Annotated in this window: 10 protein-coding genes; 4 read left to right on the plus strand and 6 right to left on the minus strand. The window is 73.2% G+C overall.

Annotated elements, in window-relative coordinates:
- The first annotated feature begins 68 nt into the window (after positions 1 to 68).
- Positions 69 to 1,106 (plus strand): glycoside hydrolase family 16 protein, encoded by a 1,038-nt coding sequence (locus WME96_RS35805; RefSeq protein WP_437286073.1) that lies wholly within the window; start codon positions 69 to 71, stop codon positions 1,104 to 1,106.
- Between the two features lie 184 nt (positions 1,107 to 1,290).
- A complete protein-coding gene (locus WME96_RS35810) occupies positions 1,291 to 3,585 on the plus strand; it encodes an alpha-amylase family glycosyl hydrolase (protein WP_437286074.1) in 2,295 nt (764 codons plus the stop codon).
- 266 nt (positions 3,586 to 3,851) lie between these two features.
- Here the strand turns inward: WME96_RS35810 and WME96_RS35815 are convergent, their stop codons facing one another.
- The gene (locus tag WME96_RS35815; RefSeq protein WP_437286075.1) at positions 3,852 to 4,874 is read right to left on the minus strand and encodes an NADP-dependent oxidoreductase; all 1,023 of its coding nucleotides are present in this window, start codon (positions 4,872 to 4,874) and stop codon (positions 3,852 to 3,854) included.
- Positions 4,875 to 5,048: 174 nt separating this feature from the next.
- Between WME96_RS35815 and WME96_RS35820 the strand changes: the two genes are divergently transcribed.
- On the plus strand, positions 5,049 to 5,534 hold the full coding sequence (locus WME96_RS35820; RefSeq protein ID WP_437286076.1) for a hypothetical protein: 486 nt from the start codon (positions 5,049 to 5,051) through the stop codon (positions 5,532 to 5,534).
- Between the two features lie 111 nt (positions 5,535 to 5,645).
- Here WME96_RS35820 and WME96_RS35825 read toward each other — a convergent pair whose 3' ends face one another.
- Positions 5,646 to 6,683, minus strand: a complete 1,038-nt coding sequence (locus WME96_RS35825) for a D-alanine--D-alanine ligase (protein ID WP_437286077.1) — start codon at positions 6,681 to 6,683, stop codon at positions 5,646 to 5,648.
- Positions 6,684 to 7,694: 1,011 nt separating this feature from the next.
- Between WME96_RS35825 and WME96_RS35830 the strand changes: the two genes are divergently transcribed.
- Positions 7,695 to 9,305, plus strand: coding sequence for an ATP-dependent DNA ligase (locus WME96_RS35830; protein WP_437286078.1), 1,611 nt, complete (start codon positions 7,695 to 7,697; stop codon positions 9,303 to 9,305).
- A gap of 22 nt (positions 9,306 to 9,327) precedes the next feature.
- Here WME96_RS35830 and WME96_RS35835 read toward each other — a convergent pair whose 3' ends face one another.
- The 4 genes from WME96_RS35835 to WME96_RS35850 form a co-directional block, all read right to left on the minus strand.
- Entirely contained in the window at positions 9,328 to 10,809 is a 1,482-nt protein-coding gene (locus WME96_RS35835; RefSeq protein WP_437286079.1) for a hypothetical protein, read from the minus strand.
- Between the two features lie 193 nt (positions 10,810 to 11,002).
- Complete coding sequence (locus WME96_RS35840) at positions 11,003 to 12,166, minus strand: leucine-rich repeat domain-containing protein (RefSeq protein ID WP_437286080.1); 1,164 nt, start codon at positions 12,164 to 12,166, stop codon at positions 11,003 to 11,005.
- 128 nt (positions 12,167 to 12,294) lie between these two features.
- Positions 12,295 to 15,093 (minus strand): ATP-binding protein, encoded by a 2,799-nt coding sequence (locus WME96_RS35845; RefSeq protein WP_437286081.1) that lies wholly within the window; start codon positions 15,091 to 15,093, stop codon positions 12,295 to 12,297.
- A 65-nt stretch (positions 15,094 to 15,158) separates the two neighbouring features.
- A complete protein-coding gene (locus tag WME96_RS35850) occupies positions 15,159 to 15,806 on the minus strand; it encodes a hypothetical protein (RefSeq protein ID WP_437286082.1) in 648 nt (215 codons plus the stop codon).
- Positions 15,807 to 16,027 lie beyond the last annotated feature (221 nt).

The following is a 16,027-nucleotide window of genomic DNA, read 5'->3' on the forward strand; positions in this document are numbered from 1 at the left end:
CAGCGGGGACGCGGACCGAAAGCAAAAAATGCGAAGCGCTCTCGCCCCCGGTGCGCCAGGTGGGGCCCATGATGTCTTCGACGCGCTACACGCTCGCTTCGCTTCTGTTCACCGCGCTCACCGCGCTGGCCTGTGACGACGCCAGCCTGCCCCCGGGCTCGGCGCCGGGCGCTGGCGGGGACGGCATCGGCGCGGGGGCTGGTGGCAGTTCCAGCGCCGGAATGGACGGCTCCGAGGCGGGGGCCGGGGCTGCGGCTGGCGCCTCCAGCGTCGGAGCCGGCGCGGGCGGCGCGGGCGGCGGCGCGGGCGGCGCGGGCGGCGCCCCGAGCGACGCAACGGCGGCAACCACCGGGAACGGCGGCTCGGCGGGCGGCCCTCCCGCGCCCGAAGAGGCCTTCACCCTGCTCTTCCGCGACGATTTCGATCGACTGGACGCGGCTCGCTGGCAGCTGATGACACATTCCTGGACCGAGAATCTGGCGCTGTTCTCGCAATCCGCCGCCACCATCGAACGTGGCCAGCTGGTGATTCGGCTCACGCCGGCCCCGGCGGGCACCGTCGACAGCTCCGGAGCGGCCAAGTCCTTCCTGGGTGCCGAGGTTCGCTCCGTCGACACACTCACGTACGGGCGCGTGCGCGCTCGCGTCAAGCTGGCCCGCGGCTCGGCGGTCGTCTCGTCCCTTGTCACGATCTACACCCCCTGGCCAGCGGACAACTGGAACGAGCTCGACATCGAGTGCCTCGGAGCCAAGCCGAACGACGTGCAGTTCAACGCCATGGTGTACACCGGCGCTCCGGTACGGCCCCCGGTGACGCAATCCGTCACCCCGACGCAGCATCCGCAGAAGGTGGACCTCGGCTTCGACCCGAGCGAGGACTTCCACACGTACCAGATCGAATGGACGCCGTCCGGCGCCCGCTTTTCCGTCGACGACGCGCTCCGACACGAGTGGACGGAGCGCATCGACCTCATGGTGCTGCCGCAGAACGTGCTCATGACGATCTGGGCGTCGTCGAGCGCGGCGTGGGCCGGGGCCGTGACGGGCGAGACGAGCACGGCGAGCGCGACCTACGATTGGATCGAGCTCTATCGTTACACGCCTTGATGTCGAGCTCGCCGGCGGAGCCCCGACGGAACCACGGCCACCCTTGTTGGCGGCGCAACAGCGTGGGCGGAGCATCGCCTTTCTCCGCGCTGCAGGAGCCGATTCTCCGCGACGCCTGCGCTGACATGTCCCTCGCGATCGGATACTCATCGAGGCCATGTCGCGCCGCCGATCTGCATTCCTGATGACATTCGTCTCCACCGCCGTGGTCCTCGCGGTGCCGCTCGCGTGTGGCAACGATCACGAGCTCGACGGGGGTCACGGAAAGGGCACCGGCGGCGCCGGGGCGGCCGGCGGCGGTGGCGGCGGACAGGCCGCCGTGCTTTGCCCGGCGTCGTTCACGTTCGTCCCGCCCCCCGGGGCGACGGATGTCCGTGTCCCTGGCGAGTGGAACGGCTTCGATCTCGACTCTGCCCCTTCGATGATCGAGGGCGACGCGCCGGGCGAGCTCGTGGCCACGGTCGACCTGCCGCCGGGCCTCCACGGCTACAAGATCGCGTATCGGTCGGGCAGCGAGGTCGCGTGGGTGTTCGACCCCGCGGAGGGGCGCCGCAAGTATGTCGGCGGCGTCGAGAACTCGGCCGTCAAGGTCCCTGACTGCCGCCTTCCGGCGTTCTCGGTCGCCTCGAGCGAGGTGACCCGGGCCGCGGCCGGCGAGGGCGCCTACGAGGCGCGGCTCGTGTATCGAGACGGCATCGAGGGCGCGGGGCCCGAGGCAGAGGCGTTCGAGGCGACGCTGCTCGACCAGGACGGCGAGGCGCGCCCGCTCGCGGAGGAGGAGATCTCGGTCGACGCCCGCGGCGACGTGCAGATCGCCCTGGGGGGCCTCGCGGACGGCAAGTACCGGGTGACCGTGCGCGGGGTGACCCGGAGCGGCCGCGTCGGCGAGCCGCTCCGGCTTGTCTTCTGGGTCGAGGAGGAGCCGTTTTCCTGGGAGGACGCGCTCATTTACATGGTCGTCACCGACCGTTACCGGGACGGCGATCCCGACCTGAACGCGCCGCCCACGCCGGGCGCCGATCCGCGGGGCGACTGGCTCGGCGGCGATCTCGAGGGGCTGAGGCAATCGATCGAGGACGGCACGCTCGACGCGCTGGGCGTGCGGGCCATCTGGCTCACGCCGTTCCAGGAGAACCCTGCCGGCGCGTACCTCGCGAGCGATGGAGTCCACCAGGTGACCGGCTATCACGGTTACTGGCCGATCAAGGCGCGCGATGTGGATCCGCGGCTCGGCGGTGCCGACGCGCTCCGCGCGGTGGTGGCCGAGGCGCACCGCCACGGGATCCGCGTGCTCCAGGACTTCGTGGTGAACCACGTCCACGAAGATCACGAGTACGTCGCGTCGCACCCGGGCTGGTTCAGGACGGGGTGTGTCTGCGGCACGGACGGGTGCGACTGGACGTCGCACGCGCTCGACTGCATGTTTGCGGGGTATCTCCCGGACGTCGACCACACGGTGCCCGAGGCCAACGCCGCGTTCGTGGACGACGCGATCTTCTGGCTCGACGAGTTCGATCTCGACGGGCTCCGTGTGGACGCCGTGAAGCATGTCGAGGAGATCGCGACGCGCAACCTCGCCGCGGAGGTCCGGGCGGCGTTCGAGCCGGCGGGCACCCGTTACTTCCTGATGGGCGAGACGGCGATGGGCTGGAGCGACTGCGGGCAGGGCGCGTCGTGCAACGACGAGAACTACGGGACGATCGCGAAGTACATCGGCCCGCACGGGCTGGACGGCCAGTTCGATTTCGTCCTTTATCATGGCGTCTCGTACCGCACGTTCGCCTGGGGCGAGGAGAGCCGGGGCATGCTGCATGCCGCCTATTGGGTCGAGGACGGGCAGCGGCGGTGGCCCGAGGGCGCGATCATGACGCCGTACCTCGGCAGCCACGACACGGCCCGGTTCGCGACGCTCGCGGACTACCGCGACGCGGAGGGGCCCCGCAACCGCGATGTCCCGAACCACCAGTGGACGGACACCGCGTCGGAGCCGGCGTCTGCCGACGTCTATGCGCGGGTGCGCCTCGGGATGGCGTGGTTGCTCGGGCTGCCCGGGGCGCCGTTGCTCTATTACGGGGACGAGTACGGCGAGTGGGGCGGCGTCGACCCGAACAACCGCAGCCTGTGGCGGCCGGAGGCGGAGCTCACGCCGCCCGAGCGCGAGACCCTCGATTTCGTGCGCGCGCTCGGCGCCGCGCGCCGGGACGTCCCTGCGCTCCGCCGCGGCGCCTATGTGAACCTGACGGCCACGGAGGACACGCTGGTCTTCGGCCGCCGCCTCGCCGGGGGGAGATCGGCCGTCGTGGCGCTGACGCGGGCGGGCGCGGCGCAGCGCATCTCCGTCGAGGTCGCGCAGGCGCTCGGCCTGCCGGCCGGCGCGGAGCTCACCGACGCGCTCAGCGGCGAGGCTGCGACGGTCTCCTCGGCCGGCATCCTCTCGATGACGATCCCGCCGGGCGGCGCGGTGGTCCTCGCGCCGTGACGCCTCGTGGCGGCGCCTCGTCGCTCGAGCCACCCTGGTTCCTGAGGATGGAGAGATTGAACCACAGAGGCACAGAGGGCACAGAGGAAGAGACAAAGAAAAGAGAATAGAATGCAGAGCGCACAGTCCCTCTTCTTCTCTCTTCTTCTCTCTTCTTCTCCCCTCTGTGCCCTCTGTGCCTCTGTGGTTCAATTTCTTCTCATGAAACCTCCTGGAATGACGCTCCGTGGTTCAATCTCTTCTCACAAAACCTCCTGGAATGACGCTCAGGACGCGACGCGCACCACCAGCTTGCCGAAGTTCTCGCCCTTGAGCAGCCCGATGAACGCCTCGGGCGCCTTCTCCAGCCCCTCGACGACGTCCTCGCGGTACCTGACGCGCCCCTCGCGGATCCAGCGGCTCGTCTCCTCCAGGAACTCGCCGCGTTGCTCGGCGAAATCGCCGACGATGAAGCCGCGCAGCATCAGCCGCTTCGAGAGCACCTGCCTCATCAGGTCCGGCAGCCGGTCCGGCCCGGGGGGCGGCGCGACGTCGTTGTAGTGGGCGATCAGGCCGCAGACAGGCACGCGGGCAAAGGGGTTCAGCAGCGGCAGCACCGCCTCGAACACGGCGCCGCCGACGTTCTCGAAATACACGTCGATGCCGTCCGGGCAGGCCGCCCTCAGGCGGCCGGCCAGGTCGGGGCCGCGGTGGTCGACGCAGGCGTCGAAGCCGAGCTCGTTCACCACGTGGTCGCACTTGCGCGGCCCGCCCGCGACGCCGACCGCCCGGCAGCCCTTGATCCTGGCGATCTGCCCCACGAGCGAGCCCACCGCCCCGGAGGCCGCCGCGACCACCACGGTCTCGCCCGGCTTCGGCTGGCCGAGGTTGAGCAGCCCGGTGTAGGCCGTCATCCCCGGCATGCCCAGCACGCCGAGCGCCGTCGAGACCGGGCCGAGCGCGGGATCCACCTTGCGCAGGCCGCTCCCGTCGGTGATCGCGTACGCCTGCCAGCCCGTCCGCCCCTCGACGATGTCGCCCGGCGACAGGCCGGCGACGCCCGACCGGATCACCTCGCTCACCGCGCCGCCGACCATCACGTCGCCGATCTCGACCGGCGGCGCGTACGACTTGCCGGCGTTCATGCGCCCTCGCATGTAGGGGTCGAGCGACAGGTACAGCGTGCGCAGCAGCGCGCGCCCTTCGCCGGGCTCGGGCATCTCCTCCTCGATCAGCTTGAAATCGGACGCCTTGGGCTCGCCGGCCGGCCGCGCGGCGAGGACGAACTTGCGGTTGCGCAGGGCGTTCATGGTCCGGCGATCCTGCTCGACCCGGGCGAGATTTCCAGCGGATAAGCGCCGCGCGCAGCGGCCCAGGCGAGCGGGGCCAGCGCGCGCGTCCACGGGACCAGGCCGCGAAAGGCGGTTGAGCCCGCGCTGCGCGATTGAGCTCCGCGGCCGTCGAGGTTATGCCGGGACGGCACGATGGCGTCCCACAGCGCGATCCAGTTGCCCGAAGAGCTCCGCGAGCCGCCCCCGCGCCCCTGGGCGGCCCTGCGGCACGCCCGGCACCAGCTCGCGGGCGTGGGGTACGCGCTGCTCGTCTGGGCGGGGATCCTCGCCGTCGGCTGGTATTACCGGGACAGCGATGTCGCGTCGATGGTGGTCGGCTTCTCGTATGTCGTCATGCCGATCGTGCTCCTGTATCAGGCGCTGGGCAGCTACACGGCCTGCCGCCTGGCGCTGCGCGGCGCACCGTCGCCCGCGCAGATCTACGAGGGTGTCGTCGTGACCCGGTTCGGCACGGTCAACATCTGGCACGTCGTCGTCGCGGGCGAGCACGTGCGGATTCGCGCGGACGCGCCGCTCGTGAAGAGCATGGTGGTGCTCGTGACGCCCGAGACCCGGAGTGGGAAGCGCCGGGTCGGCGTCTACCATCCCCGGGTCGGTATCTGCACGTCGCTCGTCTGAGCCTGTGTCGATGTCCGAGCCGCCCTGCGGCGCGGCCCCGCCACGCCGCGAGGGCGCGTGGTCGTCCCGCCCTGCGGCGCGGCACCCGCCGCGCCGCCAGGGCGCCTGACCTCAGATCGCCGACTTCACGAGCCGCAGCCGGCTCGGGGACTGTCCCCGCTCGTTGAGGCGGAGCTCCGAGGCGGCGGGCGCGCGGCGCCGCACCGGCTGGTGCAGCCGGGCGCTCGCCAGGATGGCCTCGCAGAGGTCGCCGAACTCGTAGCCTGCCGCCGCCGCGATCTTCGGCAGGAGGCTCGTCTGGGTCATGCCCGGCAGGGTGTTCACCTCGAGCACGTACTCGTTCTCTCCGCCGGTCACGAGCAGGTCCACGCGCACGGCGCCGGTGCACCCGAGCGCCTGGGCCGCCCGCTCCGCCAGGTTGAGGACCCCGCGGTAGCGGGTCGGCGGGAGGCGCGCCGGCATGTGGTACTCGGTCATGCCCGGCGTGTACTTGGCCTCGTAGTCATAAAGCCCCTTCTTCGGGACGATCTCGATCGCGCCAAGGACCTTCCCGTCCAGGATCCCCACGTTGACCTCGGTCCCGGACACGAACCGCTCCACGATGGCCGCGTCGTCGAACTCGAACGCCACCGCGAGCGCCGCCTGGAGCTCCTCGAGCGACCCGGCCTTGGCCACGCCGAGGCTCGACCCCTCGCCGCGCGGCTTCACGATGACCGGGAACCCGAACGAGCCGTGAATCGCGTCGAGCTCGTCGAGGTCCTGGTGAGCACCCACAGTGTAGTACGGAGGCGTCGGCACGTTGTGCAGCCGGAACATCTCCTTGGCCTTCAGCTTGTCCATCGCGAGGGCGCTCGCGAGCACGCTCGACCCGGTATACGGGACCTGAGCGAGCTCCAGGACGCCTTGCACGCACCCGTCCTCACCGAGCCGTCCGTGCAGGGCCAGGAACGCCGCGTCGAGCTGCGCGCGCTGCAGCGTGGCGCAGAGCTCCGCGCCGAACCGCTCACCGAGCGTGATCCGGACGACATCGTACCCGCGCGCCTCGAGCGCCTCGGCGACGGCCGCGCCCGAGCGAAGGGACACTTCGCGCTCACCCGACGAGCCGCCCATCACGACGCCGACCCGCCTCCGGACTTGCCGCTCCACCATCGAAGAACCTCCGTCGCCTTCCCGTGCGGACACCAACACCACGCCAGCATCTTCCGGTACAGTCAGACTGCCGGAGAGACACTGCGCAAAAACCAAGCCAGCGGCTCCCAAGACCCGATCATGGCGGCCTTGCAGCGAGAGGGCGGTATTCCTGAGCTGTGGTTGAGGAAAACTGCGCCCGCCCGCCGTGTTCACCTGCCCACGGCGCGCTGACCGCCAACCCGGTATCAAGGCCAGCGGCGGAGGTCAACTAAACGGAGCGATCGCGCCGTCCGGGGAGGCGAGCGCGGCGGAGGGCCTCTCGCGGGGTGTTCGGCAGCACAGGGGCGAGAAGATCGGCTCCGCGCGCGCGGCGCGTGCGGTCCCGGGGCGCACCGCAGGCGCGTCATGCCGTTCGCGCCCCTGAATCGCGGGGGCGGCGCGCGAGCGCGTCGAGGTGTGTGCGAGGCCCTCTTTCGCCATCTCGCTGCGCCCCGCGCCGACCGGCCGACCGGAGGGCCGATCGGCACCGGAGCGCTCGATTCGGAAACGGATCAACGACGTGAGACGTAATACGTAAGACGTAGTAAGGAGACGCCGGACTCCCCTCCTCGACGAGGCGCTGGAGGGCGCCCGATCGCCCCGCCGCTGCGAGCGCGCCCCTGACGAGGCGGTGAAAACGGCTGGATTCGTCGGCCAGGACGGCCGGGAGGCAGCTTATCTGCTGCTGTGTTGCCGGCGATGAAGGGCAGTCGCGAGAGATGGCCTGATAATTCTCCTGCGCTCTCCGTAAGTGGCCGCACTCGGACGTGATGACAATCCGGCCCGAAAGCGCTCTTTTCTGCTCCGCATTCTGACACCCTTTGGTAGTCTCTCGCTCAGCCCATGCGGAGAACACTTGGCGCCTGTGGGTCAGGTCCGATCCTGCGGAGTTCCTCGGCTCGGTTGTAGAGGACACCCTGCGGCGGCCTCATCACTGACCCGTCGAGCGTGCGAGCGTGCGCTCGAGAGGTGCCAGGGTAGGATACCTGCGTGCTCGTCTCCGACCTCGTCGCCACTTCCGAGCGTGTCGCCACCACGTCCAGCCGTCTCGAGAAGATCGCCGCCCTCGCCGACCTCCTGCGCCGCCTCTCGCCCGAGGAGGTGGAGATCGGCGTGGACTGGCTCGCCGGCCGGCTGCGCCAGGGCCGCATCGGCCTCGGGCCGTCGATGGTCACCGAGGCGCGCCGCGCGGGCCCTGCTGCGGCCGAGCCCGCGCTCACGCTCGGGGAGACCGACGCGGTGTTCACGGAGATCGCGCGCACCACGGGCGCTGGCTCTGCGGGTCAGCGCCGCGCGGCGCTCGGCCGGCTCTTCGCCCGGGCGACCGAGGCCGAGCGCGACTTCTTCGCGCGGCTCCTGGTCGGCGAGCTCCGCCAGGGCGCGCTCGAGGCGGTGATGATCGAGGCGGTGGCGCGCGCCGCGGGGCTGCCGCCGGCCTCGCTGCGGCGGGCGGTCATGCTGGCCGGCGACGCGGCCGAGGTCGCCAAGACGGCGCTGCTCGAGGGGGCGTTCGGCCTCCAGCGCTTCTCGCTGCAGCTCCTCCGCCCGGTGCAGCCGATGCTGGCGCAGGCCGCCGACGACGTCACGGCGGCGCTCGGCGAGCTCCGCGCGATGGCGCTGGAGTGGAAGCTCGACGGCGCGCGCGTGCAGGTGCACAAGGCCGGCGACGAGGTGCGCGTCTTCAGCCGCAGCCTCAACCCCGTCACGAAGGCGGTCCCGGAGATCGTCGAGGCGGTGCGGGCGCTCCCGGCCCGCTCGCTCGTGCTGGACGGGGAGGCGATCGCGCTGCGGCCGGACGGCGCGCCGCACCCGTTCCAGGTCACGATGCGCCGCTTCGGCCGCACGCTCGACGTGGCCGCGCTGCGGGCCGAGCTGCCGCTGCGCGCCCTCTTCTTCGACGTGCTGCACCTCGACGGCGAGGATCTGCTCGACCGGCCTGGCAGCGAGCGCGCCGCCGCGCTCCGGCAGGTGCTCGACCGGTCGCTGCGCGTCCCGCGGATCGAGCTCCCGACGGCGGCCGAGGCCGAGGCGTTCTTCGGGGACGCGCTCGCCCGGGGTCACGAGGGGGTGATGGCCAAGTCGCTCGCCGCGCCGTACGAGGCCGGGCGGCGCGGCAGCTCGTGGCTCAAGGTGAAGCGCACCCACACGCTCGACCTCGTCGTGCTGGCGGTCGAGTGGGGGAGCGGCAGGCGCCGCGGGCTGCTCAGCAACCTGCACCTCGGCGCCCGCGACCCCGGCGCCGGCGGCTTCGTCATGCTCGGCAAGACGTTCAAGGGCATGACGGACGAGATGCTCGCCTGGCAGACGCAGCGGCTGCTCGAGCTCGAGATCGCGCGCGACGCCTATACGGTCCACGTGCGGCCGGAGCTCGTCGTCGAGATCGCCTTCGACGGCGTGCAGGCCAGCCCGCAGTACCCTGGCGGCCTCGCGCTCCGCTTCGCCCGCGTGAAGCGCTACCGCCCCGACAAGGCCGCCGCCGACGCCAGCACGATCGACGAGGTGCGCGCCATCCACGCCGGCGCGCTCGCGCGCGAGGCGGCCGAGGGGAGCGCCCCCGCGCGCGAGGCGGCCGGGGGCGAGGAGGCGGGGGGGGACGGATGACGCTCGAGGCGAGCCGACCGCCTCAGAGCGGCAGGTGCGCGAGGAGGATGTCGCCCCAGCCCGCGCTCTTCAGGGCGCCGAAGACGGTCTGCGCCTCGTCGTAGAAGCTCGTCACGATCGACAGGTGTCCTTTCGCGTCGAGGGCGGAGGCGCCCATGCCGAAGAACCCGTTTTGCGTGTCGCTGATCATCGTGCCGACCTCGACGATCCGCCGCTGCGCGACGAACGCTCCGGTGCCTGGCTCGTAGGTGGCGACGTAGCTTCCCCGCTCGTCCACCGTGCCGCCGCCGAGGTCGAAGGGCGCCCGGAGCGAGGCGACGAGCGCGACCTGGCCGTCGGGCGCGAACGCGAGGCTGGTCGAGACGACGCCGACGGCCGGGAGCGCCTTCGCCCATCGCACGGCGCCGTCCTCGCCGGCGAGCTTCACGAGGAACGCGCCGCCCGTACCGTCGATCGGCCCCTCGCCGAGGTCGGCGCCCGCCGCGAACTGGCCCGCGATCAGCGCGTCCCCGCGCCCGTCGACCAGCAGGGTCTGCGCCTTGTCGCCGAGGCCCATGCCGTGGTCTTCGGGCGCGCCGAGGTGCCTCGACCAGAGGTGGGCGCCGTCCTCCCCCGAGTACTTGGCCACCCAGGCCTGGTCGCCTCTCAGCCCGGTGATGGCGCCCCCGCCGAGGTCGGCGCCGCCGGAGAAGTGCCCGGCGACGAGGATGTCTCCGTGGCGGTCCACGGCCACCCCGCCGATGGGAGCGAACGACGAGGCGTATCCGGACAGGTGCCCCAGGTCCGTCGCGAAGCGGGTTGTCCCGTCGGCGGCGAACCTGGCAAGGGTGAGGCGGCTCCCGGACTGGGCGGCGACGACGATGTCATCGCCGGGACCGACGGCCACCCGGCCTCCGAAGTCGAAGCCGGCGCCGCCCAGGCGGTGCATCCAGCGCGGCGCGCCGTCCCGATCGAGCGCGAGGACGAAGAGGTCGTCTCGCTCCGGCTCTTCCAGGGAGAGGTCGCCGACCTCGAGAGGGCCGCTCGAGGTGTGGCCGACGACGGCGATGCCGTCGTTTCCATCGACCGCGATCCCCGTGGCCGTCACCAGGCTGCCGCCGAAGCGCTGTACCCAGCGCAGGGCGCCGTCGTCCGCGTACTTGGCGATGAAGAGGTCCTCGAAGCCGGCGAGCCGCGTGGCGCCCTCGCCGAAGTCGGCCGCACCCCGCGAGCTGCCGGCCAGGACGACGTTCGCGCCGGAGTCGATCGCGAGGGCCATGGCATCTTCCATGTCGGGTCCGGAGATCTGCCGGTGCCATGCCGCCTCCGCCGGCGGCGATCCTCCGCCCTCGCCCGCGCCTCCGCCCCCCACGGCGTCGCCGCCCGCGTCCCCGCCGGATCCCCCCGCTCCCGCGCTCGTGGCGCCGCTCGAATTGAAGGCCGGCTCGGTCTCACGGAACGCCGTGCAGCTGCTGAGGATGATCGAAGGGGCGAGGATGAGCAGAGCAGAAGCGATGATGCGCATGGCGTGACCTCCGCCGAACAGGCTACGTCCCCGCCGCGGGGCCGCTCCTTAATCCCCTCTTAAAGCGATCCGCGCTCCCGCCCGCGGCGCCATCGCCCTTGCTCGCCCATCCCGATCTCGAGATCGTGGCGCCGACCTCGACGAGCCGCCGCTGCGCGGCGAACGCCCTGGTGCCTGCCCAGGGAGCGGGGCGTCACCGACAGTCCGAGAGGAACTGGACTTGGCGCGCCTTGAGCGCTGCGATGTTGCTCGCCTGAGCGGCGCAGTCGATCGGGTTTCGAAGCACGGACACGCGGGCGCTCGGGCTGAAATCCGGGTTGGCGACGAAGGGCGTCAGATCGGACACCGAGTTGCCCGAGAGGCCAAGGACTTTCAGGAAAGCGAGGCTCGCGAGCGGAGAGGGGTCGGAGATGCGGTTGCCCCCGAGGAGCACGGTCCTCAGCTCGGTCAGGGTCGACAGGGGCGAGATGTCGCTGATGCTGGCGTCGAGCACCGCGAGCTGGCTCAGCGCCGGGAGACCTGACAGCGGCGCGAGCGTCGGGATGGGGACGAAGCCGAGCTTGAGCGTATCGAGCCGGATCAGCGAGCGGAGCGGGCTGAGGTCGCTGATCGGATTTCTGTAGAGTGACAGCTCCCACAGGCTCGTCAGCGAGCCGATGGCGGCGAGGTCCGAGATGGAGTTGTCGTCCAGGTTCAGCTGCTCCAGCTGGATGAGCGAGCGCAGCGGCGCGAGGTCGGTGATCCGGTTGCCCCCCAGGTTCAGGGAGCGCAGCTCCGTGAGCGAGCGCAGCGGCGAGAGGTCGCTGATCTCGTTGACCTCCGCGCTCAGGGAGCGCAGCTCCGTGAGCGAGCGCAGCGGCGAGAGATCTGCCAGGCGATTGTCCCCGATGTTCAGCCGCGTGAGGGAGCGGAGGCACTCGATGCCGGAGAGGGAATAGATCTCGCGAGAGGAGACGTGGAGGAAGTCGAGCGACGCGACGTCGGCCGGAAGGAGCGGGCCCTCCGGCTTCGCCACATACTTGCGCACCGCCGCCTCGAGCGCCGGGTCGATGAACTCGAGGGGTCCGGAGCACGCCGCGGTGTCGCCGCTGCCGCTGCCACCGCCGCCGGTGTCGCCGCTGCCGCCGCCGCCGGTGTCGCCGCTGCCGCCGCTGCCTGTGCTGGCGCCGCTCGTGCTCGGATCCTCCCCGGGGTCCGTCCACCCGCCCACGCCGTCTCCGGACGTGGAGCCACGGGGATCCCCCGTGCCGGTGGCGCCGCTTGAAGCGACGACCGGCTCGGTTTCACGGCCCTCATCGCATCCGGCGAGGGTGATGGCAGGCGCAAAGATGAGCAGAGCAGAAGCGATGATGCGCATGGCGTGACCTCCGCCGAACAGGCTACGTCCCCGCCGGGGGACCGCCCCTTAATCCCCCCTTAAAGCGATTCGCGCGGCGCCATCGCCCTTGCTCTCCCATCGATTCCGCGGGGCCCCGGCAGCAGCCCCTACCGCCGCTTCCCCCCGTCTCCACCCCCGCCCTCACCCGTCTCCCCCCCGGCCGAATCTCCCCCTCCGCTCGCGGCCGGCTCCACCGCGACGTAGTGGACCGGCAGCGCCGGATCCAGCGAGTACCCCTCCGCGTCTCTCCGGAGCCACGGCTTCACCCCGAGCTTCCGCAGCTGGTTCATCGCCACGTAGATCCGGTTCGCCGCCGCCTCCGGCAAGATCCGCTCGCCGGGCCACCCTGCCTCCTTCAGCGCGGCGAGGGAGAGCCCCCGGCCCGGCGCGCACCGCTGCTGCTCGGTCAGCGCGAGGAGCAGGCGCCGCGCCGCGTGGCGCTCGCGCAGATCGTGCCAGCCGCTGCCCGGCGGGCGGACGAAGCGCGCCCCCTCGGTCAGGAGGAGCTCGCGCTCGCCCTCCGCCCGCGCCTCGGGCAGGTCGCCCAGCGCGGCCAGGCTGCGCTCCAGGATCCGGAGCAGCAGCCGCACGTCGTCCGATCGGCTCGCGCTCGAAGGCGATCCCTCCGCGCCTTCCCGCGCGCGCGCGATCCTGCGCCGCGCCGCGCCCGCGTGCGCCGCGGCCTCGTCCCCCCGCCCTGCGCGGCGCGCCGCCTGGGCGAGCGCGAGGTCGACGAAGCCCGACGCCACCCGCGCGAGCTCCACGTCGGGCTCGTCGCCGAGCTGCGCGAGCAGCCGCTCGGCGGGCTCGAGCGCGCGCCGCGCCTCTTCCACCGCGTCGACCGACGCGAGCGCCGCCCCGAGCCGGCAGAGGGCGATCGCCTCGGAGCGGCGGTCCCCGACCTCGCGGAGCAACGCCACGGCGCGGCCGTGGCAGGCGCGCGCGTCGGCGGGGCGGCCCTCCTCGTGGTGGAGCGCGCCCAGGTTTCCGAGCGTGATCGCGAGCAGCCGGAGGTCGCCCACCTCGCCGAGGATCGCGACGGCGCGCTCGTAGCGCCGCCGCGCCTTCGCCGGCGCCCCGCGTTCCTGCTCGAGCAGGCCGGCGTTGGTCGAGAAGATGCCCTCGAGCCTGCCGTCGCCGATCTCCGCCGCGATCGCGATCGCCCGCTCGTAGTGGCCGGCCGCCTCGTCCTCGCGGCGCTCGTCGTGGTGGAGCGCGCCGAGGTTGCCGAGCGCCCGCCCCTCGGCGCGGCGGTCGCCGAGGGCACGGTGGAGCGCGAGCGCCTGCTCGTAGTGGTCGCGCGCGCGCTCCATCTCGCGCCGGCCGTGGTGGAGCACGCCGAGGTCCGCGAGGATCCCCGAGAGGAGCGCCGCCGCGCCCAGCGCCGCCGCCTGCGCGCGGGCGCGCTCGAGATCCGCGCGCGCCGCCTCCGCCTGCCCGCGGAGCCGCCGCGCGCGCCCCCGCGCCGCGAGCGCGCGGGCGGCGACGAGCGGGTCCGCCGCGAGCGCCTCCGCGGCCGCCAGCGCCCGGTCGAGCGGCTCGAGCTGGGCGCCGAACGGCCCGCGGGTGCTGAGGACGGGCTCGACCGCGCACAGCGCCCGCAGCGCGCGCTCGGCCGCGTCGCGCGCGCCGGCGCGGTCGTCGCGGCCGTGCGCGCGGCCGCCCTCCGCGCCGGCGGCCGCGCTCGCGAGCGCGCCCTCGGCGACGGCGAGCAGCTCCTCCAGGTCGTCGGCGACGCGGTTCAGCGCGTCGAGCGCGCCGCGCCGCTCGAAGTCCGCGGCGGCGGCCTCGCCGTCGGCCAGGTAGAAGGCGGCGTGCCGCTCGGCCGCGCCCTCGCGCTCCCCGCGCTCGGCGAGCTTCTCTGCGGCGAGCTCTCGCACCCCCTCGTAGAGCGCGAACCGCGGCGCCCCGTCGCTCCCCGGGGGCGCCGCGCGGAGCAGCGATTTGTCGCGCAGCGCCCCGACGCTGTCGATCGCGGCCGCGTCCGGCTCCGCGAGCACGGCCGCCGCCGCCGCGAGCGTGAACGGCCCGCGGAACACCGAGCAGCAGGCGAGCGCCCGTCGCTCGCGGTCGTCGAGCAGGTCCCACGACCACGCGATCGCGCCGCGCAGCGTCGCCTGCCGCGCCTCCCTGCCGCGCGCCGCGCCCGCGAGCAGGTCGAGCCGGCTCCCGAGGCGCGCGAGCAGGCCGCGCACGCCGAGGACCTCCTCGCGCGCCGCCGCGAGCTCGATCGCGAGCGGGATGCCCTCGAGCCGCCGCACCAGGGCGGCGACATCGGCGAGGCGCTCGTCATCGGACAGCGGCGGCGGCGGCGCGGACGCGCGGTGGGCGGCCGCGCGGTCGAGGAAGAGCGCCACGGCCGCGCTGCGCTCGGCCGAGCCCTCGGCGGGGAGGCCGAGCGGGCCGAGCTCGTAGCTCACCTCGCCGGGCAGGCGGGTGCGCTCGCGCGACGTCACGACGAAGCGGAGCTCGGGCGCGGCGCGCACCCACGCGTCGAGGGCCGGCGCCGCCGGCTCGAGCACGTGCTCGAGGTTGTCGAGCACGAGCAGCGCCGGTCCCACCGCGGCCAGGGCGCGGCCGATCCGCTCGACGAGCGCCGATTCCCGGCGCGCCGACGCGACCTGCGCGCCGATCGCGCGCGCGACCGCGCCGCAGACGCCGCGCAGGTCCCGGCAGGCGGTGAGCTCGCAGATCCACGCGGCCTCCCCCGGCCGCGCCTCGGCCCAGCGGCTCGCGAGCTCCAGGGCGAGCCGCGTCTTGCCCATGCCGCCCGGGCCCCAGACGGTCACGAGCCGCTCGCCGCGCCGGAGGATCTCGGTGAGCGCGGCGAGCTCGCCCTCCCGGCCGATGAAGCGCGACGCGGGCAGGGCGAGGTGCCGCCTCCGCGGCTGGGCTACGTCCGCCATCCTCCGAGCTTCGTTCGGGGCGGGGCGGAGTTCAACGGCCGAGCCGGAACGCCGTGATGGCGCGATCAGGGCTGCTCGAGCGGGGTCACGAGCAGGTTTTTCCGCGCGCCCTCGAGCTCGACGCGCACCTCGATCCCGCGCCGATCGGGCTCGGACAGCCAGCGGATCGGCGTCACCTGCGCGAAGCGGTCGCCGTCGCCGCACCAGGTGCCCTGGAGCGCGGGCGCCTCGGCGCCTTCCGGCGTGCGGACGACGACCCCGGTACGGCAGCCGCTGTCGACGGCCGCGTAGAGGCCCTCGGCGCTGTCCAGCGCCGCGGGTCGCACGCGGAAGGCGAGCTCCGCGCCGTCGGGCGAGCGCAGCGTGCCGGCGTCGCCGCCGGGCTCGGCGCGCGCGGTCCAGCCGCCGTTCGAGAGGGAGAACGCGCCGTTCGCCTCCGCGGGGCCCTCGAACCAGCGGGTCATTGTCGCGTAGCTGCTCGCGCCCCCGCAGACGTAGAGCGTGACCTCGCCCTCGCCCCGCACGACGGCGACCACGGCGTCCGAGCCGTCGACGGTGCCGACCGAGGTCTCCGCGGCCGGAGCCTCGTGGTCCGCGGGGTCCGCCGCGCACCCCGCGCAGAGCGCGGCGCAGAGCACCCCGGCGGCGCGCGCGAGCGCGCGGGCGCGCGCCGTGTCGCGATGGATGACCCCGGAAAGATGAAAGGATCCCATGGGATCGCAGTTTAACCGAGATGCCGTCCGCCGGAGGCGCCGATGATCATCGCCGGCAGACGGACCCGGGCTCCGCGCGCCCTGCGCCGGAGGCAGCCTGAAGCGCCGTCGGCGGCAGTGGCTTGCTGGGCACGCGAGGTCCCGGTCACGGCCTCCGTCGATGTCGCCCGGAACCAGGCTTTCGACGCGTGTGGCCGGACGCCAGCACGACAGAGCGACAG

It is taken from the genome of Sorangium sp. So ce406 (assembly GCF_051474675.1).
Taxonomy (GTDB): Bacteria; Myxococcota_A; Polyangia; order Polyangiales; family Polyangiaceae; genus Sorangium; species Sorangium cellulosum_G.

What these genes read in the sequence shown, in the direction of transcription:
- WME96_RS35805 (WP_437286073.1), top strand. Translation starts at nt 69, where the DNA reads ATGATGTCTTCGACGCGCTACACGCTCGCTTCGCTTCTGTTCACCGCG.
- WME96_RS35810 (WP_437286074.1), top strand. Translation starts at nt 1,291, where the DNA reads ATGACATTCGTCTCCACCGCCGTGGTCCTCGCGGTGCCGCTCGCGTGT.
- WME96_RS35815 (WP_437286075.1), bottom strand. Translation starts at nt 4,874, where the DNA reads ATGAACGCCCTGCGCAACCGCAAGTTCGTCCTCGCCGCGCGGCCGGCC.
- WME96_RS35820 (WP_437286076.1), top strand. Translation starts at nt 5,049, where the DNA reads ATGGCGTCCCACAGCGCGATCCAGTTGCCCGAAGAGCTCCGCGAGCCG.
- WME96_RS35825 (WP_437286077.1), bottom strand. Translation starts at nt 6,683, where the DNA reads ATGGTGGAGCGGCAAGTCCGGAGGCGGGTCGGCGTCGTGATGGGCGGC.
- WME96_RS35835 (WP_437286079.1), bottom strand. Translation starts at nt 10,809, where the DNA reads ATGCGCATCATCGCTTCTGCTCTGCTCATCCTCGCCCCTTCGATCATC.
- WME96_RS35840 (WP_437286080.1), bottom strand. Translation starts at nt 12,166, where the DNA reads ATGCGCATCATCGCTTCTGCTCTGCTCATCTTTGCGCCTGCCATCACC.
- WME96_RS35845 (WP_437286081.1), bottom strand. Translation starts at nt 15,093, where the DNA reads ATGGCGGACGTAGCCCAGCCGCGGAGGCGGCACCTCGCCCTGCCCGCG.
- WME96_RS35850 (WP_437286082.1), bottom strand. Translation starts at nt 15,806, where the DNA reads ATGGGATCCTTTCATCTTTCCGGGGTCATCCATCGCGACACGGCGCGC.